Genomic DNA, 24,838 nt, shown 5'->3' on the forward strand with positions numbered 1-24,838 from the left:
GACCGGATCGCCCGTGGCCTGACAGCCTGAGCCCTGCACCTGCAGTCCCATGGCCGACGGCAACAGCCTGAACATCAAGCGATCGATCACGGTGAGAGCCGTGGTCACGCCGCGCTGGAAGGAAGATGCCGAGCGTGAGCTCAGCAATGCCCTCACCAACTTCGACCAGCAACTGGCCCAGCTGGAGCAGGAGGGACAACGGCTGGTCGACGAGATCCGTCGCCAGAGCGCCAATCCCCTCGATCCCCGGGTGCAGGAGCAGGTGGGCTCGGTGCAGCAGCAGGTGGCGGCCAAGCGGGCCGAGTTCGAGGAGCAGAAACGCCAGGTGCTGGAGCAGCAGCGCCAGGTGCGGGAACTGGAGATGGAGCAGGTGGTGGAGCAGGGGCAGATCGAAAGCTTCTGCGATGTCCAGGTGGGCGACAACCTGGTGCAGAAGCTGCAGGTGTCGGTGCTGGTGCGGGACGGGGTGATTGAGGCGATTGAGGGGGGTTGATCCTTCCGCCGCCTAAAATTCCCCCCATCAAAGAGGCAGTCCCCCGTTGGCCACCCACGAAATCTTCATGCCGGCCCTCAGCTCCACCATGACGGAGGGCAAGATCGTGGAGTGGCTCAAGAAACCCGGTGAGCGGGTCGAACGGGGCGAGTCGGTGCTTGTGGTTGAGTCCGACAAGGCCGACATGGATGTGGAGGCCTTCCAGGAGGGCTTCCTGGCGGCCGTGTTGATGGAGGCGGGAAGCACGGCTCCGGTGGGCGAAACGATCGGTCTGATCGTGGAAACCGAAGCTGAGATCGCGGTGGCCAAGGCGTCGGCACCGGCACCGGTTGCGGCGGCACCCGCTCCGGCCGCCCCCACTCCTGCTGCAGCCACGCCCACCCCAGCCCCGGCCTCGCCCCCACCGGCTCCGGCCCCCGCTGCTCCGTTGCCGGTCGCGGTGCCTGCCAGCGCCGGCGACGGCCGTGTGGTGGCCACCCCCCGGGCCCGCAAACTGGCCGCCCAGCTGGGGGTGGCCCTGGCTTCGGTGCGGGGCAGCGGACCCAACGGCAGGATCCAGGCCGAGGATGTGGAGCAGGCCACCGGCCAACCGGTGAGCCTGCCGCGGGTGGCCGAGGGCACCGCTCCGGCGATGGCGGTGGCGGCCGGCAACGGCGCCGCTGCCGCCCCGGCCGCGCCTGCGGGTCAGGCCTTCGGCCGCGCTGGTGAGACGGTGGCTTTCAACACCCTGCAGCAGGCCGTCGTCCGCAACATGAACGCCAGCCTGGCGGTCCCCTGCTTCCACGTCGGCTACACGATCACCACCGACCGACTTGACGCCTTTTACAAGCAGGTGAAGTCCAAGGGCGTCACCATGACGGCCCTGCTGGCCAAGGCCGTCGGCCAGACCCTGGCCCGCCACCCCCAGCTGAACGCCTCGGCCAGTGAGGCCGGCATGGCCTATCCGGCCGCCATCAACGTGGCGGTGGCGGTGGCCATGGATGACGGCGGCCTGATCACACCGGTCCTGGCCGATGCCGACCGCACCGATCTCTACGCGCTGTCGCGCCAGTGGGCCGATCTGGTGGCCCGCTCCCGCTCCAAGCAGCTCAAACCGGAGGAGTACACCACCGGCACCTTCACCCTCTCCAACCTGGGCATGTTCGGCGTCGATCGCTTCGACGCGATCCTCCCCCCCGGCACCGGCGCCATCCTGGCGGTGGCCGCGTCACGCCCCGTGGTGGTGGCCCTCAAGGACGGTTCGATCGCCGTGCGGCGCCAGATGCAGGTGAATCTCACGGCCGATCACCGCGTCATCTACGGCACCCATGCCGCCGCCTTCCTCAAGGATCTGGCCGACCTGATCGAGAACCGCCCCGAAAGCCTGGCCCTCTAGGGATCGCCGCCCCGCCGTGGTTCCCACCAACGCGCCCGATCCCACCGACGGGCTCCTGTCCAGCTACGCGTTCGTGTTGCCGGAGGCGCTGATCGCCCAGCGGCCGGTCGAGCCCCGCCATGCGGCTCGCCTGCTGGCGCTCGACGCCGTCGCCGCGGCGGATCCGGGGGCCGCCGGGGCCCGGCACTTGACGGTGTGGGACCTGCTGGAGGAGCTGGAGCCCGGCGATCTGCTGGTGGTCAACGACACCCGGGTGCTGCGGGCCCGACTGGCGGCGCGGCGGGCCAGCGGCGGGGCGGTGGAGTTGCTGCTGGTGGAGCCCCGCGGCGAGGGTCTGTGGCTCTGCCTGGCCCGTCCGGCCAAACGGTTGCGGCTTGGCGAGGTGCTGGAGGTGGTGGCCCAGGGTGAGCCGCCGTTTCCCGTGCAGATCGAAGCGATTGACCCGGACAGCGGTGGCCGGTTCGTGCGCTTCCCGCCCGGCTGCGCCGATGCGGCCGCGATCGAACCCCTGCTGGAGCGCTACGGCTCCATGCCTCTGCCGCCGTACATCGAACCCGCCGAAGGCCAGGATGACAGCCGCTACCAGACCCGCTACGCCGCCAAACCCGGAGCGGTGGCGGCCCCCACGGCCGGTCTCCACCTCAGCGACGAGCTGCTGGAGGCCCTACGGGCCAAAGGGGTGCGGTTGGCCACCGTGACCTTGCACGTGGGGTTGGGCACCTTCCGCCCTGTGGAAACCGAGGACCTCAGCCGGCTCACCCTGCACAGCGAGTGGGTGGAGGTGGGCGTGGATCTGGTGGACGCCGTGGCTGCCTGCCGGGCCCGGGGGGGCCGGGTGATCGCCGTGGGCACCACGTGCGTGCGCAGCCTGGAGGGCGTGGCCGCCTTGAACGACGGTCGGCTGGTGCCCCACGCCGGACCGGTGAACCTGGTGATCCAGCCTGGGTTCCGGTTCGCTGTGGTGGAGGGGCTGCTCACCAATTTCCACCTGCCGCGCAGCTCCCTGCTGTTGCTGGTCAGCGCCCTGGTGGGGCGGCGCCGACTGCTGAACCTCTATGCCGAGGCGATCGAGCGTCACTACCGCTTCTTCTCCTATGGCGATGCCATGTGGATACCCCCCGGGGCCGTGCGGTCGGAGGCACGGCCCCGGGGGGCAGGATCGGGCGGAGCCTGATCAGGCGGCGGCCAGGTTCGCGGCCACGAAGTCCCAGTTGACCAGCTTGTCGAGGTAGGTGGTCATGTAGTCGGGACGACGGTTCTGGTAATCGAGGTAGTAGGCGTGCTCCCAGACATCCATGGTGAGCAGGGCCTTCTGCCCATGGGCCAGGGGCAGATCGGCGTTGGCGGTCTTGGTGATCTTGAGGGTGCCGCCATCGACCACCAGCCAGGCCCAGCCGCTGCCGAACTGGGTGGCACCGGCGGTCTTGAATTGCTCAGTGAAGGCCTCGAAGCTGCCGAAATCGGCGGCGATCTTGTCGGCCAGAGCTCCGCTGGGGGCGCCGCCGCCACCGGGCTTGATGCACTGCCAGTAGAAGCTGTGGTTCCAGACCTGGGCGGCGTTGTTGAACACCCCGGCCTTGGTGGCGTCACCGGCGACGGCCAGGATCACCTCTTCAAGGCTCTTGCCTTCAAGGTCACCGCCTTCGATCAGCTTGTTGAGGTTGGTGACGTAGGCGGCGTGGTGCTTGCCGTGGTGGAACTCGAGGGTCTGCCGGGAGATGTGGGGCTCGAGAGCGTCGAGGCCGTAGGGCAGTTCGGGCAGCTGGTGAGCCATGGAAAACTGTTGGGGTTACGCGGCATTGTAACGATCGTCACCCGAATCCCGGCTGCCCGGGGGCCGTGGCTCAGCCCTTGATCTCCAGCAGCTCCACCTCGAACACCAGGGTGGCGTTGGGGGGGATCACGCCACCGGCGCCGCGCTCGCCGTAGGCCAGATCCGGGGGAATGACCAGCTTGCGCTTGCCGCCCACCTTCATCCCCGCCACGCCCTCGTCCCAGCCCCGGATCACGCGGCCGGCGCCGAGGGGAAAGCTGAAGGGACCGCGGCCATAGCTGCTGTCGAACTCCTTGCCGCTGGTGAGGGTGCCGCGGTAGTTGACCACCACGGTCTGGCCGCTCTTGGCTTCGGTGCCCTCACCCAGGGTCAGGTCGGTGATGCGCAGGCCGCTGGGGGTGGTGCGCTCGGTGGGGGAGACAAGCTCCCCGCCCAGGGCCGAAGCGCCGCTGGAGGCCAGTTCGGCGCTGGAGGAATCGGGGGCCATGGTGAACAGGGTGGGGTTGGGGACGTCGGGATCGAGTTCAAGTGGCGCCGCTATGGCGGGGCTGGCCTGCGGCGCGGTGGGGGCAGGGCCGGAGCTGGCCAGGGCCTGCTGCACGCCAGCATCTAGCTGGGCCGGCGCCGCCGCCTCCACCACGGAAGGGGACACCAGCTGGCTCACCAGGGCCAGCATCAGGCAGGCCACACAGACGAATGAGCTGATCAGGATGTCGCGCATGCGGAAAGTTCCTGGATGGGGCGATTCTGCCAGTGCGATCAGTCGGGGCTCTCGCCGCTGTTCTGGCGCTGGCGCAGGGCCTGCTCAAGCCGATCGATGCGGCCGCGCAGTTCGTCCAGCTCCCGCTGGCGGGCCAGGCCCAGATCCTGCAGCAGCTGGTCGCGGTTGCGCTCCAGCTGGCGTTCCGCCTGCTGTTCCACTTCCGGCGTCTCGCCCCGCAGGGCGCGCATCACATCCTCGACCAGGGCGGAGGCGTGGTTGGGATCGAGGCGGCCGCTGCTCACCCATTCCTGGCTGACGTACTTGAGTCGGTCGGCCACCAGCGAAGTGGTGCCGAGGCCGCGCAGCAACAGCATCTGCAGCAGATTGCCCTGGTCCATGAAAAGGATTCCTTGGAGGAACAGCGTCACTCTTCCGACCTTGGCGCCTCCAGCGTCAGCTGACCATGGGCAATGACCGTCGTGCCGGCTGGGTCATCGTCGGGGCCGCCGGGCTCCTGGCGGGGGTGGCCCTGCCGCCGGTGGGCTGGCCCTGGCTGCTCTGGCCCGCCCTGATCGTGCTCTGGTCCCTGACGGCGAGTCGCGGTGGCACCGCGCCGTTCAGGTTCTGGCGCGGCGGGCTGTGGGGGCTGGCGGCGGTGCTGGTGAGCCACCGCTGGCTGCTCTGGCTCCACCCCCTCGACTGGATCGGCGTTCCGGGCCCCCTGAGCCTGCCGATCTGCCTGACGCTGTGGCTGGCCATCGGCCTGGCCGCCGGACTGCTGGTGGGGTCCTGGACGGTGCTGGTGGGCCGGCTCGAGCCCGCACGGCCCAGCACGGCACTGCTGGCGGCGACCCTGTGGGGACTGGCCGAGGTGCTGCTGGCCCGTGGTCCCCTGTTCTGGCTGGGGCTGGGGGCGGCGGCCCTGCCGGGGGACCGGGCCCTGGCGGGTCTGGCGGCCCTGGGGGGCGCCGGGCTGCTGGCCGCGGTTCAGCTGCTGATCGGCTGGGGCCTCTGGCGGGCCCTGCTGGCGGTGCCCCCCCGCCGCAGCCGCTGGCTGTTGATCACCCTGCTGCTGGTGGCCGCCTGCCATCTGGCCGGTGTGGCCCTGTTGGACCAGGCCTCCGTTCCCCCCGGTGGCAGGGCCGAGCGCTGGCTGGTGCTGCAGCCGGCCATCCCCACCCGGGAGAAGTTCGAGGCCGATCAGCAGCGACGGCTGCTGCAGCGGCTGGCCCAGGCCCAGCGTCGGGCCGCCAGCGCTGAACCGCCGCTGCAGGGGGTGCTGCTGCCGGAGGGCTCCCTGGCCCTCGGGCAGCTGTTGCCGCAAGCGGCGCCGGTGGAGGTGCTCAGCGGCGGCTTCCGCCGCGAAGGCGTGGAGTTGCGCAGCAGCCTGCTGCGCTTCGAGCCCGGCCAGCGCCAGGCCGACCGTTGGATCGACAAGCACCGGCTGGTGCCCCTCGGCGAATGGGTGCCCCTGGCGGACCTGTGGCGTTGGAGCGGCCTCTCGGCCGTGGGAGGCGTGGAACCGGGCCCCGTCTCCCGGCTGTTGGCGCGCCCCGGGGGGGACGTGGCGGTGGCCATCTGTTACGAGCTTTCCGATGGGACGGCCCTGGCCGCTGCCACCCGCCAGGGGGCCCGCTGGCTGCTGGCCAGTGCCAACCTCGATCCTTACCCCCTTCAGCTGCAGGGGCAATTTGCCGCCCTGGCGCAGTTGCGCGCGATCGAGACCGGCCGCTGGCTGGTCAGCTCCGCCAACACGGGTCCGAGCCTGCTGGTGGACGCCGCTGGACGGGTGCTGGAGCAGCTGCCCGCCGGCCGTCCCGCCACTGGAGTGCTCACCGTGCAGCAACGCACCCAGCTCACCCCCTACGACCGCTGGGGAGAAGGCCCCCTGCTCTTGATCGCCCTGCTGGCGGCTGCCTGGCGCTGGATCGCCGCTGTGGTCCCCGATGGGGCGGGAGCTGTCAGTCGGGAGGGCCGCTGAGGGGCGGCGCTGAGGGGTCCTGGGCAGAGCCGGCGAAGGCGATGCCCTGATCCTGGAACGCTTGGAGGAGGCCCAGATTGATGGCCTGCTGCAGATTGAGATACACCACCACGTTGCTGTCGGGAACGAAGAACACGAACTGGAATTCCAGGGCGCCGTCGGTGAAGCGGGTGAAGTGGCAACGGTCATACGTGGCCGGCGGATGGGCCCGCACGACCCCTTCCACGAGTCCAGGAATGGCGGCGGCTTGCTCCGCCGGCAGCTGATCAGACAGGCGCAGGGTGTGGGCGACCCGGCGCCGGGGCAAATCACCGAAGTTGCGGATCGTCTTCTGCAGCAGTTCCTCGTTGCCGATCACGATCCGCTCGCCGCCCAGGCTGCGGATGGAGGAGGAGCGGATCCCCACCCGCTCCACCGGCCCGAGGACATCGGCAAAACCAATCAGATCGCCGATCTGGAAAGGTTTGTCGATGACGATGGTGATGTAGCTCAGAAAGTGGCTGAGCGGCCCGCGCAGGGCCAGGCCGAGGCCGATGCCGGCTCCGGCCAGGGAGGCATAGATGGCACCGAGGGGCACCCCCTGCTGCTGCAGGAACACCAGGCTGCCGAGGCCCCAGAAAAGGGCGCGGATCATCGGTGCCAGGGCCTGCAGGGTGCTGGTCTGCTCCTCCCGCCCGAGGCGCTGCAGGGAGCGCTCCAACAGCAGCAGCAGGCTGCGGTTGATCAGTCGCAACACCACCACGACAGCCACCAGCAGGGCCGCCCCCTCCACCAGCCGATCGGGCCCGGGATCGATGCGCAGCACCTGCCAGCCGCGCACCAGCGACCGCCAGCCCCAGACCACCATGGCCAGGTAGCCGAGCGACGCCAGGCTGTTCAGCAGCAGGGGCGCGATCAGACCGTCGGGCAGGGAGTCGGGGCGGGGGACGGCGCGCCGGAGCCAGCGGCGCAGCAACCGCACCAGCAGCCACACGGCCAGCGAACCCAGCAGCACCCTGGCGAGGGCCATCAGCAGGGCGACTCCCGCGGCCTGCAGCGATGGGTTCAGGATCGGGCCCATCCCTTCAAATCCGTCCATTGTGATCGCCTGATGGCGATCACCCAGTTGCCGTAGCAGCCGCGAAGCTCAGTCCGCCCCGTCCGGCGGCGATGGGGCCAGCCGGTGCAACAGGGCATCCCTGATCTCGGCGGGGAAGGCCACCTCGAGGCGTTCGTTGCGCAGATGCAGATCCCGCTGGGGGAAGGGCATCGTCAGGTCGTACTGGCGCAGGATGGCTTCGATGCGGAAATTGAGTTCGCTGCGAATCTCGTACTGGCGCCGGGGCTGGTTGATCCAGACCAGCAGCAGAAAATCCAGGGAACTGTCCCCGAAGCCCTTGAAGAACACCTGGGCTGGTGGGGTCTCAAGGATGTCGGGCAGGTCCTGGCAGGCCAGCAGCAGGGCTTGGCGCACCACCTGAGGGTCACTTCCGTGGGCCACGCCCACGGGAATCCGTAGCCGGGCCACCGAACTGCCGTGGCTCCAGTTGACGACGCGGGACTCGAGAAACTCCACATTGGGAACGATGATCGAGATGCGGTCGAGGGTCACCACCTCGGTGCTGCGCAGATTGACGCGGGTCACGGTGCCCTGCAGGTCGCCCACTTCGACGAAATCGTTCACCTTGATGGGCCGCTCGAACATGATGATCAGGCCACTGATCAGGTTCTTGGCGATGCCCTGCAGGCCCAGGCCCACCCCCACCCCCAGGACGCTGGCGAACAGGGCCAGGGAGGTGAGATCGAGGCCCCACAACTGCAGCAGCACCAGCGTGCCGAGGAACAGCAGGCCGTACTGAAGGATGAAGGCGATCGCTTCCTGGGAACCTGGCTCAATGCCCGTGCGCTGCAGGACGCGGATCTGGAGCAGGCCCTTGAGGAACGCCACCCCGCGCACCAGCACGAGGAACAGCGCCACCAGGACGAAGGCATCCAGCACGGAGTAGCGGCGACCCCCCAGGGGCAGGAAAGGGGAGCCCACGCTCTCGGTGAGGGCCTCCAGCAGGCGGCTGATCAGCAACCGGGTGACCGGAAAGAAACCGGCGATCACCAGGATCGCCGCCACCCAGAGGCCAAGCCGCAGGATCACCAGCACCCCGTGCAGCAGCCAGTCCATGGCCCGCAGCGGTCGGCTGCCGGGCTCACTGACCAGGGGTTGGGTGAGGGCTGAGGGCAGGTACCGCCGCCACAGCAGCCAGAGGAGCCGCTGCAGCAGGAACGTGGCCCCCAGGATCGCCAGGGAGATGGGGACCATGCGGGCCGTATAGCCGGGCTGGCGTTCGAGTCGCCCCCGGTTGAGGGCCGTTGTCAGATGTTGACGCCAGAGCTCGGCCTGCCCTTGCACCGTCAGGCCCTCCGGCGTGTCGCGCCGGGTCACCGTGAGGACCACCGCGTCATCGAGGGTGATCACGGGCAGGTTGTGAAGCTTCTTCACGCCGATCCTGGCCGGGCTTCCGGTCGCCACCGCCTCCTGCAGCAGCCGGTTGGCCCGCTCCACCCGTTGGTCAGCCGTGTAGTCCTTCGAAGTGGCAACCGGGAAAAGGCGGTTGCCATCCAATTGGAGGAAGGCCTGGGCCTCCATCGGCTCCTGGGAGCGGGCCCTACCGAACGGGGGCACGACCACCCAGATGGCCAGGACCATCAGGGCGGACAGGGCCAGCCATCGGCCCCGATGGCGACCCGACCAGAAGCGCCGCGGCAGGGTGGGGCTCAGGTGAGGACCGGCTGGGGGTCCTGGCTCGCCGACCGGGGCACCAGGATCTTGCGCATCGAGAGACGTGCGGCCCCGTCCGAGTGCTCCGGATACCCCTCCGGGGCGTTTCCCTCCGGTTCCAGAGCGCTGTCTGCTCCTCCCCCCTCCTCGTCCAGGGGTTCCAGCAGATCGAGCACGGCCTGGCGCACCCCTGAGAGGCGCCTCTCCAGCCTGAGGCGTACCTGTTGCTCCTGCTCCAGCTCCTGCGTCAACATCCGGCACTGCCGTTCGGCGGCCTCCTGGCGCAGGCGGTCCCGTTCCCGCTCGGCCTCCTCCAGGGCCGCCTGCTCCTGCTCGGCGATGGCCAGTTGCTGGCGCACGGCCTCGTGGAAGCGTTCCACCTCCGCTTCGGCCAGGCGCCGGCCCTCCCGGGCTTCGGCCAGATCGGCCTCAAGCCGTTCCCGCACCCGACGGGCTTCCTCCTGCTGGGCGGCCACCTCGTGGGCCCTGGCGGCGGCGTTGGCCTCCAGGTGGCGCCGGAAGCGCCGCTCCTGCTCCAGTTCCTCGCGCAGGGCGTCGACTTCGGCGGTGGTGGCGGCGATCAGCGTCTGGGCCTGGGCCGTGAGGGCCTCTACCGCCTGGGTGAAGGAGGTGGACATCGGCGTGCACAGGGAGAACGGTGACATTGATCTAAGTCTGCGAGGGGGCCCCTGTCGGTAGCGAACGGCTCCTCGCATGGGTGGCACCGTTGCTGCATCAGCTGGTGTGGGTGCGCGATCGGCGCAGCAGGATGGAGGGAGCGATCCCGTAGCGCTGCTGAAAGCTGGCGGCGAAGGACGACAGCTGGACGAAACCGTGGCGGCGGGCGATGGCGGCCACGGTCTCGCCGGGCTGGGCCCGTTGCAGATCGGCGTGCACGGCGCTGAGCCGCTGACGCTTCACCCACTGCATGGGGCTGCAGCCGAACCTGCGTTGAAACAGATACTGCAGGTTGCGCTGGGAGTAGGCGCTGCGCCGACTGAGCTCGGTGGGGGTGATCGGGGTGTGCAGATGGGCCCGGATCCACTCCAGCAGCTCGTTGAAGGGGTGATCCCGACGCGGGTCGGGGTCGGCGCGATCCATCCCCCTCACCGCGTCCGGGCAGACGATGGCGGCCACCAGCCGGAACAGCAGATCCTCGAGTTGGGAGGCGCTGAGCCCGCCCACCGACTGCAGCAGCGGGGCCTCCAGCATCCGCAGCGCCAGGTGGAGATGGCGCAGCAGCTCGGCCTGCTCCGCTGATGCGCTGCCATCCACCCGCAGGGTGCGCACAAAGGCCGGCGCCCAGCCACCGGCCCTGTCGCCGAAGCCGCCGATGGCGGCGGCCGTCTCGGCCAGCCGCCGCCGATCAAGGCAGATCATCACCTCCTCGAAAGTGCCGGTGCTGGCCGTGAAGGCGGCGCCCGGCAGGTACGCCGCCATCGGCCCGGCCTCGAGCTTCAGCCGTTGACCGTCGCTCGCCACCTCGGCAACACCAGACAGCGGCAGGGTCAGGGTGGCGATCGGGGAATCGTCGAAGCCGATCTCCAGGGGGGAGTGGCGGCTGCAGGACACCGCGATCTGCCCCATGTGGATGACGCCGCTGCGATGGAAGAAGCCCCCGCTCATGGGACTCTCCAGGAAGGCATGGAGGGGAAAATTCCGCGCCACCCGATCGAGCAGGGCGGCGGGGTCGTTGACCTCCACCGCCCGTGACTCCAGCAGCGTGAGCGGGGCCGTGGCCGTCATTCGTTGACGACCGACGCCGTGACCTCGACCGAGGCATCGCCGCACTGCACGATCCGGCCGGTGGGATTGGCCACCAAGGTGCCGAGTACAAGCTGGGGATCGGCCGGACGGATCTGACCTGGCTGGATGTTCATACAGATGATCGTGGTGATTTTGGGATTCTGGGTGGGCGTGAGGAAGGCCGCGCCCACGTAGGCATTGAGTTGACCCACCTTGGGCGACTGGGCTGGAGTCACATAGCGGCTTCTTCCGGAATGCGCTGCGCACTTCCGCCGGGATGCTCTCCTTCAGGGAGTCCCTGGCCCTGCCGCCATCGCTGCAGCGGGTGATCTCGGATGTGGATGGGCGCGGCACCGATCTGGGCGTGCTCCTCTTTCTGGCCGATCTGCTGGTGCTGCCGCCCTTGCGGGGCTGGCCATCCGAAGGTCATCGGCTCGATTCGATCCGGCGTGGTGATCTGCTGGATCGGCACCTGCCCAGCCCCGACAACCCGCTGCACCGACTGAACTGGCATCAGGATCGATGGGCCTCGCCGCAGCCGCTGAAAGACAGCGCCATCCCGGTGGATCACATCTCTGATGGCGCCGATGCGCCGCGACTCGAGGACTGGCTGTGCCACCAAGCGCCCCTCGGTGATGACGGGCTTGCGGTCGTCGCCTTCGCCGCCGTGCCCAACAACGCGGCGGCCAGCGGCATGCCCGTCAGCCTCTATGGCGCCAGCAGCCACGCCGCTCAACGACTCGGCCTTCGGGGAAGGCGATCTGCCCCACCTGGGTCCCGCCTACCAGTGCCTGAGCCACGATCGGCTCAAGAGCGAGTACGAGGACCTGCTCCTTCGCCGCGCCCGTTCGCCGGCGGAGTACCGCGCCTACCTGACCTTGCTGGTTGAACCCATGCGCCGCGGCCGCCGAGAGCATGGTGTCGACGCAGCTTGCGGACAACTTGCTCTGGTTCTCCTTCACGCATGCCTTCATAACGACGGCCCTGCCAGCATCAGCAAGCCTGAAAGCAGTCAGCAGAAACATTTCTATTTCTACTTCCTTCGCGATTCGTTGTTTAAGAAATCGTTCTGCTTGCACCCAGGCGGGCGACTACCAGCTGGCTCCGCCGCGCTGCACACAGGCCACTACTTGGCGCCAGCGTTGTACTGGTAGTTGCCCTCAAGCTGGTCGAGAACGACGGTGTTGGGCGGGTTGGAGTCGGCGGCGGCCGTCAGAACCATCTCCTTGTCCAGTTTGCGTGATCTGAACTGCCATCCCTTCGGCAATGTCAGGCGCTTGCCCAGGGTGGGCAGGTTTTCGATGGTGTTCTTGGGGTCGGCTTTCAGGGATAGGCTGAACATGGTGTAGACAGCGCCCTCGGGAGTGATCAGCTCATACACCGTTTCGCCCGCATTGAAGATCATGCGACTGTCACGTTTGGAGACCAACGGCTTGTAGGCCACCGGCGGTCCGGAAACGAAAGCCTTGAAACTTGGGACTTCGAAGGTGCCGTCCAGGTTCAAGGGGATCGTGCCGATCACTCTCTGTTTGCAGCCATCCCAGGACGACGCGGTTACGGTATTCGCCACCAGACGCCGCGGGCCATTGAAGAAGATCCCGTCGCCCCCGAACTCCTTCTTCAAGGTATCCCCATTCAGGGCGCGGAAGCGCGCGTCCATCACGTCGTTGGGCGCGGGAAGGGCGTTGCTGAGAGAGTTGAAGTAGTTGCCGATCCCGCCGCCGTTGGGCTGGCGGAACATGAACAGAATCTCGTAGAAGGCATTGCCGCGCCAGTTCTCAGCCTTGATCGGGCAAGGATCCGTCAGGTTGACGATCGGTCCGGCTGCCGGTTTTGCTTGCGCTTGTGCCGTGGTGGGGTGCCAAGCCAGCACAGTGACCAATGTGGCAGCTGTAAAGAAAGCAGGCAAAGCGTACTGAATACTCATCATGATCAAACCTTTCAGGGGGTTGAGTGAGGGCGAATCGAGACAGCGAATCATTTGACTTGCATCAACGCTGGCGGCTGCCAGCTGCCTTGGCCGGGTGGCAGGATCGAAGGCGGCGTGACCTTCGGCCAGTACAGGCGCATCACCATGTAGATCGGCCCATCCGGCGCGGGCAACCAGTTGGCTTCCTTGTCCTTGCCGGGCGAATCCTTCTGGATGAGCAGCGTGAGCGAGCCGTCCGCGTTCTTCTTCATTGCGGGCAGTATTGGTGAATTGATCAAGTAGCGGTTGATCGGGTTGTCGATCAGCAACTGCGTCTTGCCGTCGTACATCGTCACCGACGAGAACGAGTTCACTGGCGGCAACTGGTCCTTACCGAAGGTCAGGGTGTAGCGGTGCTTGCTGCCGTCCAGCGCAGCGCCGGTGCCGTCGGTCTTGGCCAGCGGGTACATGGCCTCGGCGGCGTCGTTGCCGTAAATGCCAGCCATTGCGGCCGCGGCGCGCAGCTCGTAGTCACCCTTGAAGAAGGCGCGGTCGCCGAAGGCCGCGCCAACGAGCCAGCCGTTGATGTCCTTGCCGATCTTGTCGCGGCGCTTTTCGATCGCCTCGTAACCCTGCTTTACAGCCAGGCCAACCGCCGCCTTGCGTTCGGGCGCGAGGTCATGGAAGTTGAAGGTCTTGCCTGGGCCGATGCCGATGCTGGCGAACTTGGCGCGCAGCTCCTTTTCTTCCGGCACCACGGGCGCGAACTGCAGCAGGAAGTCGAGGGTGGCCGCGAAGTCGGTCTTGAAGGGGTCCTGGCCAACGAAAGGTGGGAACGCGATGGCCGGTGCGGCGGGCGGCGCGGGCTGCTTCAGGAAGGCCGACAGCGGCTTGGCGCGGATGCCAGCCTGCACCTTCTTCACGTTGTCGATGTCGGCGGCGTTGAAGAGCTGGGTGCGGAAGATGATCAGGCTGAACTGTGTTTCCGAACGGAACACCTTGGCGATGCCTTCGGGCTTTTCACCCTTCCAGTTGGGGCCGGCAACCAGATAGCAGCCCGCTCCGTTGCCGGTGGTGCGGCTGCCGACGTAGCCGTAGTTGAACGAATACAGGTCGGCCAGTTGCACCGAGAAGTAGCGCCCCTTCTCGACCTCGGGCACGCAGAACACCAGCGGCTCGGCGCGCAGGTCGGCCTGGATCATCGAGTAGGGCGTGTCGGCGTTTGGCGTCGGTATGGCGGTATCTTTGGGGGTGAAGGTCTTGGCGTCGTTCCAGACCTTGTTGAAGCCAGCCTTGAACTGCGGCGATGCCTTGTCGACGTTGAACTCGTACATCGCCTTGTAGGCAGCGATCATCGGGAAGCCATAGATGTAGGCCTGCTCGGCAATACGCTTCGTCTCCTCGATGCCGTGCGCAGGGACATCGGCCTTAACGGCCTGCTTACCCGCCTGACTTAAGGCGTCAGCACTCTTGCCATAGGCGGCGAGCGCCGGCACCGATACGAGCAGGAAGCTGATCAGCCCAGCTCGGAACGCGACGTTTGCCGAGCGCATGTTCGCGTGTCTCATCGCCAATGGCCCCATGAAATAAGCAAAACGGCTCGACCCAGCATAAGTCGATATAAAGAGTCTTCACGGTATGGGTAAGAGTCAGCAATGAGATAAAGCCAAATCATGCTAGATTAGCCATCGACTCATTCATGCGCGTACGCTCTTCTTGGCTGCGGGCTGAGACAGGTCTCATTCGTTGACGACCGACGCCGTGACCTCGACCGAGGCATCGCCGCACTGCACGATCCGGCCGGTGGGATTGGCCACCAGGCTGCCGAGCACAAGCTGGGGATCGGCCGGACGGATCTGGCCTGGCTGGATGTTCATGCAGATGATCGTGGTGATTTTGGGATTCTGGGTGGGCGTGAGGAAGGCCGCGCCCACGTAGGCATTGAGCTGCCCCACCTTGGGCGACTGGGCCGGAATCACATAGCTGTAGGCCGCTTCGGTGGTGGTGCGCACGGCGTAGTTGAAGGAGGCCGGCAGGGTGATGCCGAAATCCTGCTGGATGTTCGAGACCGTGGCCCGGAAGGCGCCGTTCTTCTGGAAGTAGGTGCGCTGCGCTTCCATCATCCGGGCCACGGCGTTGAGCGCCGCCGTCTGATCAGGGCTCGCCTGGGGCTGCGCCCGGGCTCCGGGGCAGGCCGCCGCGATGCCGAGGACCAGGCAGGCCAGCAGCGTCGGGCGGGCGTTGCGGACAAGGGGGAAAGTCATGGGTGGGGGAGAGGAAATCCTGGAGGCGGGATCGGGCTGTGGAACAGGACGGGGAATGGCCTCAGCCCGGTTGTGCCGACAACCTGCCTCCCGAGGTGTCTCCTCTTCCGGCGCCGGTGCCCCTGAGCAGACTGGCCCATCGTGCCAGCCTGCACAGCCCGTACAAGATATGGAACAGCCTGCTGTTTTTCCTGACAAGACCCGGGCAGAACTTCTGCGCCGCTGCAACAGTCTTGCCGTCCTGCGTTCAACGGCGGCCGGATGTCCGATGGCGGTGACCATGGGGTGTGCCACTCCGCTGTGCCAACGAGTGTGTCGAAGGTGATCGATGCGACCCTGGAGCTCACATTTACGGCCCCACAATGCGGTTCGTGAGCCATCCGCAGGGCCCAGCGAATCCGTGCTTCTTCATCTTCATCGTCCTGAGGTCAGCTCTCATGCGCTTGCCGCCCTGCTGATCCTGGCTCTGGCGGTGGGAATGGTGCTGCTGGCGCCCGCTCCCGCCCCGGCGGCGGAGAGCTGCCCTCCATTGATGGTGTCGATCCCCGGCGGCGGCTACCGGATCGGCGCGGCGGGCCGCCTGCCGGAGGAGGCGGAGGCCTCGGTGCGGCTGCAGCCCTTCTGCATCGGCCGCACGGAGGTGACCAACCGCGCCTTCGCCGCCTTCGTGGCCGCCACCGGCTACCGGACCCAGGCGGAGCAGCCCCTGCCGCAGGAGCAGTTCCCGCAGCTCACCGCCGCCGAGCGTCGCCCGGGCTCGGTGGTGTTCCGGCCGCCCTCCCCCGGCGAGCCCCTGGCGGAGCTCAGCTGGTGGCAGTGGGTGCCGGGGGCCGACTGGCGCCACCCCGAGGGCCCCGGCAGCTCCATCGACGACCGGCTCGACCATCCGGTGGTGCAGGTGTCGCTGGCGGATGCGGAGGCCTACGCGGCCTGGGCCGGCGCCGCCCTCCCCAGCGAGGCCCAGTGGGAGTTCGCCGCCCGGGGCGGCCTGCGGGATCGGGCCTTCAGCTGGGGCAACACCTGGCGCCCCGGCCTGGCCAACACCTGGCAGGGGGAGTTCCCCGTGCGCAACACCGCCGACGATGGCTTCGCCGGCACCGCTCCGGTGGGCCGCTTCCCCCCCAACGGGTATGGACTGCAGGACATGACCGGCAATGTCTGGGAGTGGACGGCGGACTGGTACCGGCCCGGCCACGAGCGCCTCGCCGGCCAGGACGATCCGGTGCTGGCCGACCCTGCCGCCAGCAGCGACACGCGGGAGCCCGGGGTGGCCAAGCACGTCATCAAGGGGGGCTCCTTCCTGTGCGCCCCCAACTACTGCAGCCGCTACCGGCCGGCGGCGCGGGAGGCCGAAAGCCCCGACACCGGTACCTCCCACATCGGTTTCCGACTCGTTTCCCCACCCCTGAGCACCCATGCCTGAGCGTCCCCCGAACCGCCTCAGCGCCGCGTTCGGCCGCCTGCTGCGCCGTCTGGTGCCGGCCTGCCTGGCCCTGGCCCTGATGGGCTGGTCGTTCAGGACCGTGCCGGCCCTGGCCCAGCGGATCACCGGCACGCCGGGGGCCCCCAATGCCACCACCACGATCTCCGGCACCCAGCTGCCGGCCCCGGCGCCCCCCTTCGGTGGGGTGATCAAGGACGGGGCGCTGCAGTCCAAGCCCTGGTGGGCGCCACGGATTACGCCGCCCGCGGGCGCCCCCAACGTGCTGCTGATCATCACCGACGACGCCGGTTTCGGCGTGCCCAGCACCTTCGGCGGCGTGATCCCCACCCCGGCGATGGAGCGGGTGGCCAAGGCGGGCCTGCGCTACAACCGCATGTTCTCGACGGCGCTGTGCTCCCCCACCCGCGCCGCCCTGATCACGGGCCGCAACCACCATTCGGCCGGTTTCGGGGTGATCTCGGAGCAGTCCACCGGCTTCCCCGGCTACAACAGCCTCATCGAGCGGGACAAGGCCACGATCGGCCGCCTGCTCAAGGACAACGGCTATTCCACCGCCTGGTTCGGCAAGGACCACAACGTGCCCGCCTTCCAGGCCAGCCAGAGCGGGCCGTTTGATCAGTGGCCCACGGACATGGGCTTCGAATACTTCTACGGCTTCGTGGGCGGTGACGCCAACCAGCGGCAGCCCAACCTGTTCCGCAACACCACCCAGATCTATCCCTTCGAGGGCAAGGAGCCTGGCAGCTGGAACCTGGTGACAGAGATGGCCGATGACGCCATCGACTAAATGGCGCGGATGCACCAGATCAACCCCAGCAAGCCGCTGTTCATCAAGTACGCCCCCGGAGCCACCCATGCACCCCACCACCCCACCAAGGAGTGGGTGGAGCGGATCCACGCCATGCATCTGTTTGATGATGGCTACGAGAAGCTGAGGGAACGCATCTTCGCCAACCAGAAGAAACTCGGCGTGATTCCGAAAGACGCCAAGCTCGACCCCTGGCCCGCCGACGTGATCACCCCCTGGGACCAATTGAGCCCGGAGGCCCAGAAACTGTTCATCCGCCAGGTGGAGGTGTTCGCCGCCTATGCCGCCTACAGCGACTACGAAATCGGCCGGGTGATCCAGCAGTTCGACGACCTCGGCAAGCTCGACAACACGCTGATCGTGTACATCAACGGCGACAACGGCACCAGCGCCGAAGGCGGGCCCCTGGGCACTCCCAACGAGGTGGCCTTCTTCAACGGCCTCAACAAGCTGCCGGTCGAGGTGCAGATGAAGTTCTACGACGTGTGGGGCACCGATCTCACCTACAACCACATGTCGGCGGGCTGGAGCTGGGCCTTCGACACCCCGTTCAGCTGGTTCAAGCAGAACGCCTCCCGCCTGGGCGGCGTCAACCAGAACATGGTGGTGTCGTGGCCGGCCCGGATCAAGGACCGAGGGGGCCTGCGGGAGCAGTTCGTGCACGTCATCGACGTGGTGCCGACAATCCTGGAGGCGGCCGGTCTCCAGGCGCCCGAGGTGGTGGATGGCATCCCCCAGAAGCCGATCGAGGGCACCAGCTTCGTGTACACGTTCGACAGCAAGAACGCCAAGGCGCCGTCACGCCACAAGACCCAGTACTTCGAGATGATGGGCCAGTGGGCGCTCTACAACGAGGGTTGGTTGCTGAGCACCAAGGTGAACCGGGCCCCCTGGGAGGCCTTTGGCCCGGCCAACCCCGACCCGCTCAACAACCAGACCCTGGAGCTCTACAACCTCAACAACGATTTCAGCCAGACCACCGACCTGGCGGCCCAGAATCCCCAGAAGCTGAAGGAGATGAAGGACGCCTTCATCGCCGAGGCCAACAAGTACCAGGTGTTCCCGCTCGATGCCTCGGTGGCGGCGCGGATCGTGGCGCCACGGCCCAACATCACCGCCGGCCGCTCCGAGTTCGTCTACACCCATCCGATGGTGGGGCTGCCCCAGGGCGCTTCGCCTGTGCTGCTCAACACCTCCTACACGGTCAGCGCCGATATTGAGGTGCCGGCCGCCGGCGCCGAGGGCATGCTGCTCACCTCGGGCGGCCGCTTCGGTGGCTACGGCTTCTACCTGAAGAACAACCGGCCTGTGTGGCTGTGGAACATGGTCGATCTGGAGCGCCTCAAGTGGGAGGGCAGCGAGCCCCTCACCCCCGGTAAGCACAAGGTGGAGTTCGATTTCGTCTACGACGGCAAGGGGGCCGGCACCCTTGCCTTCAACGACTTCAGCGGCGTTGGCCGCCCTGGCACCGGCACCCTCAAGGTGGATGGCAAGGCGGTGGCCACCAAGACCATGGCCAAAACCCTGCCGATGATCCTGCAGTGGGACGAGAGCTTCGACGTGGGCTCCGACACCCTCACCGGCGTCAACGACGCCGACTACAAGCCGCCGTTCCGCTTCACCGGCACCCTCAACAAGCTCACCATCAAGCTGGACCGGCCCAAGCTGTCGCCGGAGGAGATCAGGAGCCTGGAGGCGGCGATGCGCACCAAGGCCGCCAGTGAGTGAGCAGGGGGCCCACGGTGCTGCCGCGGCTCAGGGCCTGGCAGGACACAGCCGCCGCCATTCCCCCAGGGCCTCGCCGGCGGCGTAGTACTTGCGCAGGCTCAGGGCCGTGTCGTAGCTCTGCTTCTGCATTGAGCCGGCCCAGGAGGCGGCAGGGCAGCTCTGGGGAGAGGCTCCAGCCTTGGGCGTCTGTTCGGCCGCCTCCACCCCCAGCCGCAGCCGGAACAGGCTTTCCTGGCCGTACTGCTGCCGGAAGGCTTCGCGATCGATCGGCGCCAGGGAACTGTTCCCGGGTTCCACGATCCCCTGGGCCCGGCCGATGGACGGGACAACGAACGAGACGAGCACGGCAAGGCCCGCCGTGAGGCCGGCGGCCCGACGTCCCCGCCATGGGGCCCGGGGTGGGCGGGTGGCCAAGGGGCAGCTGGCAGCGGATGGGGCCATCCTGTCGGCCGCACCGGCGTCAGCACGTTCCTTCGCAGCCAGGTTGCCCACAGCACAAAGGCCCACCAGGGGCCCGATTAAAGAAAACCCAGGAGAGCCCTGGATCAATGAAATGGAGCCAAGCGGATTCGAACCGCTGACCCCCTGCATGCCATGCAGGTGCTCTACCAGCTGAGCTATGGCCCCATTGATGCGCCGGCTGACCGGTGCTTGAGGAGCTTACAACGTGGCCGATCGCCCCCCAGGCGCCGCTCAGACCTGGCGCCAGACCGCCACCAGGCGCCCCTGCACGCTCACCTGGTCGGCGGGAAGCAGGATCGGTGCGTAGGCGGGGTTGGCGGCCTCCAGCCGCACCTGGGCCCCCTGGCGGTGGAAGTGTTTGAGGGTGGTGCCGCTGCCCGGCACCAGGGCGCTCACGATCGTGCCCTCCCGCAGCCGGGAGGGGTCGGCCACGGGCTCCATCAGCACCACGTCGCCATCGGCGATGTGGGCGTCCACCATCGAATCGCCGTTGACGGTGAGGGCGAACAGGCCGCGGGTGTCGAGCACCGGGGCGAGGTCGAGGTGCTCCTGCACGTCATCGAAGGTTTCCACCAGGCCACCGGCGGCCACGGCCCCGAGCACCGGGATGCCCGTGGGGGCGTTGCCCAGGAGCTGCAGGGTGCGGGCCTGGCCCTCCTGCCAGGTGATCCAGCCTTTCTGCTGCAGGTGGCGCAGGCGGCTCTGGATCGGTGCCGGCGAGCGCAGGCCCATGGCCTCCATCATCTGGCGGATCGAGGGGCTGTGGCGGTGATGGCCGATGTAATCGGCGAGCCAGTCGTAGAGCTCCCGTTGAGCCTCGGTGAGCTCCTGGAGTGTGGCGAGCACGGACAGTACGGATGAACCACTCCCTTTCTGCCATCCCGGGCGCGGTTTGTCCAGGGCTGGGCCGGCGGCCGCTCGGGGGCGCACTCAGTCGGAGACGCCCCCCAGCAGGGTGGCCAGCAGGGCCTGCTGCACGTGCAGGCGGTTCTCCGCCTGGTCGAACACCCGGCTGGCGGCCCCCTCGATCACCCCGGCGCTGATCTCCTCGCCCCGGTGGGCCGGCAGGCAGTGCAGCACAATCGCCCGCGGATCGGCTTCGGCCAGCAGGTCCTCGTCGAGGCACCAGCCGGCGAAGGCCTGCTCCCTTTGGGCCTGCTCCTCCTCCTGGCCCATGGAGGCCCACACATCGGTGTAGAGCACATGGGCGCCGCGGACCGTGGCCAGGGGCTCCTGCAGCACCGTGATCGCGCTCTGCCTGCCGGCGAGGGCCCGGGCCTGCTCCACCACCGCCGGGCTTGGGGCGAAACCGTCGGGGCTGCCGATGCGCACATCCATCCCCAGCAGGGCCCCGACGAGCATCAGCGAGTGGGCCATGTTGTTGCCGTCGCCCACGTAGGCCAGGGTGAGGCCGTGCAGGCCGGTGGGGCCATGGCCGAAGCGCTCCTGAATGGTGAGGGCGTCAGCCAGGGCCTGGCAGGGGTGCTCCAGGTCGGTGAGGGCGTTGATCACCGGGATCGAGGCCCAGTGGGCGTAGTCGACCAGGTCCTCCTGGGCGAAGGTGCGGATCGCCAGGGCATCGCAGTAGCGGCTCAGCACCCGGGCGGTGTCGGCGATCGGCTCGCCACGGCCCACCTGGGTGACGGCCGGGTTGAGGTCGATCGTCTGGCCGCCGAGCCGGGCCATGGCGACGATGAAGCTCACCCGGGTGCGGGTGGAGGCCTTGGAGAAGATCAGCCCCAGCACCCGCCCGGACAGGTCGATGCGCTGCTCGCCGGCTTTGAGCTGGCGGGCCAGTTCCAGCAGGGCGAGGGTCTGGGCACCGTTGAGGTCCGCCGAAGAGAGAAGGTCGCGGCCCCTCAGGGCGGCAAGTGGGGCTAAGGGGGACACCATGGCCCACGTCCCAAAGAACCCTTATGCGGGATCGACCCCCCCCACGTCAAGGGCAGGGGCGCAGGCCATGTTGCTTGGGCCGTGCGGTGGTGCTGCTGGGGAGGAGGATGAAAGGAGTGCTGGGCCAGGCGCCGGGCGCTTCCCAGCAGGTCATGGTGGGATTGGCCGCACGAAGGGCGGGCCGATCCTCGAAGGCCCCTTGAAAGCCAAGGAACGGCTGTTGCAGGGGTCCGGCAAGGGCCAAAGAATCGATTGGCGCTTGCTGCAACTGGCCGGCCTGGAAGTAAAGGGGGCTGAGAGCCTCCAGCGGCCAGCCGTCGCTCCAGCAGCCCCGGTCGCAGACGTTGCTGCGCTCAACGAAACGGGCCATCAGTTTGAAGTTCTGCAGGGGCGCCCGTTTCTCGCCCAGCTGCCGCTGGCCTAGCTGCCACTGCAACACCAGCCAGACCGCCAGCAGGATGGCCAAAGAGAGCCGCCGCCAACGGCCGAACTGACGGCCCAGCTCCCAGCCATCGCCGCAGAGATAGGCCAGGGCGGGCAGTACCACGATGTAGTACCTGGCCTGGGACAGGGGCTTGATCAGGTCGACGGCCAGCATCACAGCGACGAAGCCACCGATCGCCAGCAGCAGGAGGCGAGCCTCCCCCAGCGCCGCTGGCGTTGCGGGCTCCGGGTGACGCTGCGCGGCCGTGAGGGCGAACACCAGGGCGGTGGCTGCCGCCAGGACAATCAGCAGCAGCCGTCCCTGTCCGGCCTGGGCTGACAGGGACGGCAGGGTGCCGCTCAGGAACTCCCTGAGAGTGCCGCTGATCGGCGTCACCTGAATCCAGTCGAGACGCTCCAACTTGTTCGCGAACGAACTCGACAGCAGATGGGCCAGGGGCCAGGCCAACAGGCCCAGCAGCAAGGGGAGCACCTGCCGGCGTCGACGCAGCACCAGGCCTTCGGCGCAGACCACGGCCAGCACCACCAGGACGAACAGCAGCGAGAAGTAGTGGGTGAGGGAGAGGAGCAGACAGGCGAGGCCGAACAGGCGCCGCAGGGCCGGGTCGCTCCAGCCGACCAGAAGGCTGTTGCTGGAGCTGCCCAGGCGCCGTTGCCTCAGTTCCAGGGCCGCTCCGAGCATCACGGCCGACAGGGCCAGGGAGGTGGCGTAGCTGCGGGATTCCTGCGCGTAAAACAGAAACGCCGGACTGGTGCCCAGGAAGGCGACGCTCACCAGGCGGCGGCCTGCCCCCCGACCTGAGGTGAACAGTGCCGTGGCCACCAGGCCGATGCCGGCCATCAGCAGACTCAGGCTCCTGGTGGCCATTTCGCCGCTGCCGCTGAAGCCGATCCAGAGCTTGAGCAGGGACTGGTAGAGGGGGGGATGGGTGTCGGGAATCAGCCAGTCCCGCAGCATCACGCCCCAGGCGGCCCGGCTGGCGGACACCGACCAGAGCTCATCCACCCAGTAGGAGTAGTTCTCACCCAGGCCGCGACTGGCGGCCACAAGGAAAAAGAGGACCAGCAGCGCACTGATGGCGAGCTGGATCCTCTGGTGCCCAATCAGTGAACGCCCCTTCCAGGGGGAACCCTGTCGGTGGGACGGCTCCGGCGTCAGGCGACGGCACCCTCCAGCACCGGTGCATCGGGCAGGCAGCTGGAGGCCAGCAGCTGCTTCAGCTCGTCGCCTTCGATCACTTCCTTCTCGAGGATCTTGTGGGAGATGGCCTCCAGCAGGTCCCGGTTGTGGTGCAGGATCGCCAGGGCCCGGTCGTGGGCCCGGTCCACCAGACCGCGCACTTCCTTGTCGATCTCCAGGGCGGTGGCATCACTCACGGCCCGGCGGGGGTTGGAGTTACCACCCAGGAAGCGGCTGCCGCCCTGCTTGTCGTAGGCGAGGGGGCCGAGGGTCTCACTCATGCCGTAGGTGCCGATCATCTGCTCGGCGATGTCGGTGGCCCGCTGCAGGTCATTGGCGGCACCGGTGGTGACCTCACCGAAGACCACTTCCTCGGCGGAGCGGCCGCCCAGCAGCGTGGCGATCTGACCTTCGAGGTCCTCCTTGGAATTCAGGAAGCGCTCCTCGGTGGGCAGCTGCAGGGTGTAGCCGAGGGCCGCCATGCCGCGGGGCACGATCGAGATCTTGGCCACTTTGCTGCCGCCGGGCATCAGGTGACCCACGATCGCGTGGCCGACTTCGTGGTAAGCCACCACCTTCTTCTCATCGGGTTGCAGCACCCGGCTCTTCTTCTCCAGACCCGCCACCACCCGTTCAATGGCTTCATTGAGGTCGGCCTGCTCCACCTGGGTGCGATACACCCGGGCCGCCAGCAGGGCTGCCTCATTGACGAGGTTGGCCAGGTCGGCGCCGGCAAAGCCACTGGTGGCCTGGGCAATCTTGTCGAGATCCACCCCATCGGCCAGCTTCACCTTCTTGGCATAGATGTCGAGGATCATCTTGCGGCCGGAGAGGTCGGGACGGTCCACCAGCACCTGGCGGTCGAAGCGGCCCGGACGCAGCAGGGCGGCATCGAGGGTCTCCGGCTGGTTGGTGGCCGCCAGCACGATCACCGGCTTGTCCTGGGCAGTGAAGCCGTCCATTTCGGTGAGCAGCTGGTTCAGGGTCTGCTCGCGCTCGTCGTTGCCGCCCACCACACCCATGGACCCCGAGCGGCTCTTGCCGATGGCGTCGAGTTCGTCAATGAAGATGATGCAGGGCGCTTTCTTCTTGGCTTCTTCAAACAGGTCGCGCACCCGGGCGGCGCCGGCTCCCACGAACAGCTCGACGAATTCGGAGCCGGAGATGATGAAAAAGGGCACGCTGGCCTCGCCGGCCACGGCCTTGGAGAGCAGGGTCTTGCCGGTGCCGGGGGGGCCCACCAGCAGCACGCCCTTGGGGATGCGGGCGCCGATGTCCATGTAGCGCTGCGGCGTCTTGAGGAAGTCGACGATCTCGGTGAGTTCGGTCTTGGCTTCATCCACGCCGGCCACGTCGGCGAAGGTGACCCGGGATTCCTCATCGGGCACGTAGACCTTCGCCTTCGACTTGGTGAAGCTCAGGGCCCCCTGGGCGCCGCCGCCACCCATGCCGCTGCGGCGGGCGAAGAACTGCAGCACCAGGATGAAGATCAGCGGCGGCACCACCCAGCTCAGGGCCGTGGTGATGAAGCTGGGCCGCTTCGGCGGGGCTGCGGCGAATTCAACCCCGTGCTGCTCCAGGCGCTGGGGCAGCTCCATGTCGAAGATCGGTGTGGTGGAGAGCACCGTGGGAGCGCCCTCTTCTGGAGCCTTGGTGAGCTCGTAGCGGATCTGGTCCTGGGTGATGTAGGCCCGTTTGACGTTGTCGTCATTCACCTGATCGATGAACAGGGAGTAGGGCACCCGGGGCACCTGGGTGGCGGGATTGGGCAGGAAGTTGCTGAACAGCAGCAGGACGCCGAAACCGATCAGGAGCAGATTGACGAGTCCGAACCGCCGGGTGGGGCGATTGTCGTCCTGACGGATGGCCATGCTGCACAAAA

22 protein-coding genes, 1 tRNA gene and 1 pseudogene are annotated in these 24,838 nt (G+C 67.8%); 6 read left to right on the top strand and 18 right to left on the bottom strand.

Annotated features, from left to right (window positions below; all coding sequences use genetic code 11):
- The first annotated feature begins 49 nt into the window (after positions 1–49).
- The 3 genes from KBY95_RS05345 to queA are packed head-to-tail and all read left to right on the top strand — an operon-like array spanning position 50 to position 3,042.
- The gene (locus KBY95_RS05345) at positions 50–493 is read left to right on the top strand and encodes a YlqD family protein (RefSeq protein WP_254963892.1); all 444 of its coding nucleotides are present in this window, start codon (positions 50–52) and stop codon (positions 491–493) included.
- Positions 494–539: 46 nt separating this feature from the next.
- On the top strand, positions 540–1,868 hold the full coding sequence (locus KBY95_RS05350; protein WP_254963894.1) for a dihydrolipoamide acetyltransferase family protein: 1,329 nt from the start codon (positions 540–542) through the stop codon (positions 1,866–1,868).
- Positions 1,869–1,884: 16 nt separating this feature from the next.
- Complete coding sequence (gene queA / locus KBY95_RS05355) at positions 1,885–3,042, top strand: tRNA preQ1(34) S-adenosylmethionine ribosyltransferase-isomerase QueA (RefSeq protein ID WP_254963896.1); 1,158 nt, start codon at positions 1,885–1,887, stop codon at positions 3,040–3,042.
- On the opposite strand, the gene KBY95_RS05360 is transcribed toward queA, so the two are convergent.
- The 3 genes from KBY95_RS05360 to KBY95_RS05370 all read right to left on the bottom strand — a co-directional run bounded on the left by KBY95_RS05360 (position 3,043) and on the right by KBY95_RS05370 (position 4,743).
- Positions 3,043–3,642 carry a superoxide dismutase gene (locus tag KBY95_RS05360; protein WP_254963898.1) on the bottom strand — a complete coding sequence of 200 codons (600 nt, stop codon included), beginning with the start codon at positions 3,640–3,642 and terminating at the stop codon, positions 3,043–3,045. It lies immediately after the preceding gene.
- A 70-nt stretch (positions 3,643–3,712) separates the two neighbouring features.
- The gene (locus KBY95_RS05365; protein WP_254963900.1) at positions 3,713–4,363 is read right to left on the bottom strand and encodes an FKBP-type peptidyl-prolyl cis-trans isomerase; all 651 of its coding nucleotides are present in this window, start codon (positions 4,361–4,363) and stop codon (positions 3,713–3,715) included.
- A 38-nt stretch (positions 4,364–4,401) separates the two neighbouring features.
- Positions 4,402–4,743 carry a phasin family protein gene (locus KBY95_RS05370; protein ID WP_254963902.1) on the bottom strand — a complete coding sequence of 114 codons (342 nt, stop codon included), beginning with the start codon at positions 4,741–4,743 and terminating at the stop codon, positions 4,402–4,404.
- Positions 4,744–4,808: 65 nt separating this feature from the next.
- Between KBY95_RS05370 and KBY95_RS05375 the strand changes: the two genes are divergently transcribed.
- Positions 4,809–6,326: an apolipoprotein N-acyltransferase gene (locus KBY95_RS05375; protein WP_254963904.1), complete on the top strand. Its 1,518-nt coding sequence runs from the start codon at positions 4,809–4,811 to the stop codon at positions 6,324–6,326.
- Here the strand turns inward: KBY95_RS05375 and KBY95_RS05380 are convergent.
- The 9 genes from KBY95_RS05380 to KBY95_RS05420 form a co-directional block, all read right to left on the bottom strand.
- Entirely contained in the window at positions 6,307–7,386 is a 1,080-nt protein-coding gene (locus KBY95_RS05380; protein WP_254963906.1) for a mechanosensitive ion channel family protein, read from the bottom strand. The two genes, KBY95_RS05375 and KBY95_RS05380, sit on opposite strands and share 20 nt — an antisense overlap.
- A gap of 66 nt (positions 7,387–7,452) precedes the next feature.
- A complete protein-coding gene (locus KBY95_RS05385) occupies positions 7,453–9,006 on the bottom strand; it encodes a mechanosensitive ion channel family protein (protein ID WP_254963908.1) in 1,554 nt (517 codons plus the stop codon).
- Between the two features lie 68 nt (positions 9,007–9,074).
- Positions 9,075–9,716 (bottom strand): hypothetical protein, encoded by a 642-nt coding sequence (locus tag KBY95_RS16250; RefSeq protein ID WP_261353491.1) that lies wholly within the window; start codon positions 9,714–9,716, stop codon positions 9,075–9,077.
- Positions 9,717–9,813: 97 nt separating this feature from the next.
- On the bottom strand, positions 9,814–10,824 hold the full coding sequence (locus tag KBY95_RS05395; protein ID WP_254963909.1) for a helix-turn-helix domain-containing protein: 1,011 nt from the start codon (positions 10,822–10,824) through the stop codon (positions 9,814–9,816).
- Positions 10,821–11,015: a hypothetical protein gene (locus KBY95_RS05400; protein ID WP_254963911.1), complete on the bottom strand. Its 195-nt coding sequence runs from the start codon at positions 11,013–11,015 to the stop codon at positions 10,821–10,823. The genes KBY95_RS05395 and KBY95_RS05400 overlap by 4 nt, the downstream gene beginning before the upstream one ends.
- 41 nt (positions 11,016–11,056) lie before the next feature.
- A complete protein-coding gene (locus tag KBY95_RS05405; protein WP_254963913.1) occupies positions 11,057–11,560 on the bottom strand; it encodes a hypothetical protein in 504 nt (167 codons plus the stop codon).
- Positions 11,561–11,950: 390 nt separating this feature from the next.
- The gene (locus KBY95_RS05410; RefSeq protein ID WP_254963915.1) at positions 11,951–12,805 is read right to left on the bottom strand and encodes a hypothetical protein; all 855 of its coding nucleotides are present in this window, start codon (positions 12,803–12,805) and stop codon (positions 11,951–11,953) included.
- Positions 12,802–14,301 carry a DUF1254 domain-containing protein gene (locus KBY95_RS05415; RefSeq protein WP_254963916.1) on the bottom strand — a complete coding sequence of 500 codons (1,500 nt, stop codon included), beginning with the start codon at positions 14,299–14,301 and terminating at the stop codon, positions 12,802–12,804. The genes KBY95_RS05410 and KBY95_RS05415 overlap by 4 nt, the downstream gene beginning before the upstream one ends.
- A gap of 171 nt (positions 14,302–14,472) precedes the next feature.
- The gene (locus KBY95_RS05420) at positions 14,473–14,997 is read right to left on the bottom strand and encodes a type IV pilin-like G/H family protein (RefSeq protein WP_254963917.1); all 525 of its coding nucleotides are present in this window, start codon (positions 14,995–14,997) and stop codon (positions 14,473–14,475) included.
- Positions 14,998–15,475: 478 nt separating this feature from the next.
- On the opposite strand from KBY95_RS05420, the gene KBY95_RS05425 reads away from it, so the two are divergent.
- Together KBY95_RS05425 and KBY95_RS05430 are read left to right on the top strand one after the other, a co-directional pair.
- The gene (locus KBY95_RS05425; RefSeq protein ID WP_254964041.1) at positions 15,476–16,420 is read left to right on the top strand and encodes a formylglycine-generating enzyme family protein; all 945 of its coding nucleotides are present in this window, start codon (positions 15,476–15,478) and stop codon (positions 16,418–16,420) included.
- Between the two features lie 79 nt (positions 16,421–16,499).
- Positions 16,500–18,977 (top strand): annotated as a pseudogene (locus KBY95_RS05430) (arylsulfatase).
- A gap of 27 nt (positions 18,978–19,004) precedes the next feature.
- Here KBY95_RS05430 and KBY95_RS05435 read toward each other — a convergent pair.
- From KBY95_RS05435 to ftsH, 6 genes are all read right to left on the bottom strand, one after another.
- Complete coding sequence (locus KBY95_RS05435; RefSeq protein WP_254963919.1) at positions 19,005–19,391, bottom strand: hypothetical protein; 387 nt, start codon at positions 19,389–19,391, stop codon at positions 19,005–19,007.
- A 140-nt stretch (positions 19,392–19,531) separates the two neighbouring features.
- A tRNA-Ala gene (locus tag KBY95_RS05440) sits at positions 19,532–19,604 on the bottom strand.
- A gap of 66 nt (positions 19,605–19,670) precedes the next feature.
- Positions 19,671–20,285: a transcriptional repressor LexA gene (gene lexA / locus KBY95_RS05445; protein ID WP_254963921.1), complete on the bottom strand. Its 615-nt coding sequence runs from the start codon at positions 20,283–20,285 to the stop codon at positions 19,671–19,673.
- Positions 20,286–20,369: 84 nt separating this feature from the next.
- The gene (gene argF / locus KBY95_RS05450; protein WP_254963922.1) at positions 20,370–21,332 is read right to left on the bottom strand and encodes an ornithine carbamoyltransferase; all 963 of its coding nucleotides are present in this window, start codon (positions 21,330–21,332) and stop codon (positions 20,370–20,372) included.
- Positions 21,333–21,378: 46 nt separating this feature from the next.
- On the bottom strand, positions 21,379–22,824 hold the full coding sequence (locus KBY95_RS05455; protein WP_254963923.1) for a hypothetical protein: 1,446 nt from the start codon (positions 22,822–22,824) through the stop codon (positions 21,379–21,381).
- Positions 22,825–22,931: 107 nt separating this feature from the next.
- Positions 22,932–24,827: an ATP-dependent zinc metalloprotease FtsH gene (gene ftsH / locus KBY95_RS05460; protein ID WP_254963924.1), complete on the bottom strand. Its 1,896-nt coding sequence runs from the start codon at positions 24,825–24,827 to the stop codon at positions 22,932–22,934.
- Positions 24,828–24,838 lie beyond the last annotated feature (11 nt).

Origin of the sequence: Cyanobium sp. Aljojuca 7A6 (assembly GCF_024346455.1) — a bacterium.
Classification (GTDB): domain Bacteria; phylum Cyanobacteriota; class Cyanobacteriia; order PCC-6307; family Cyanobiaceae; genus Cyanobium.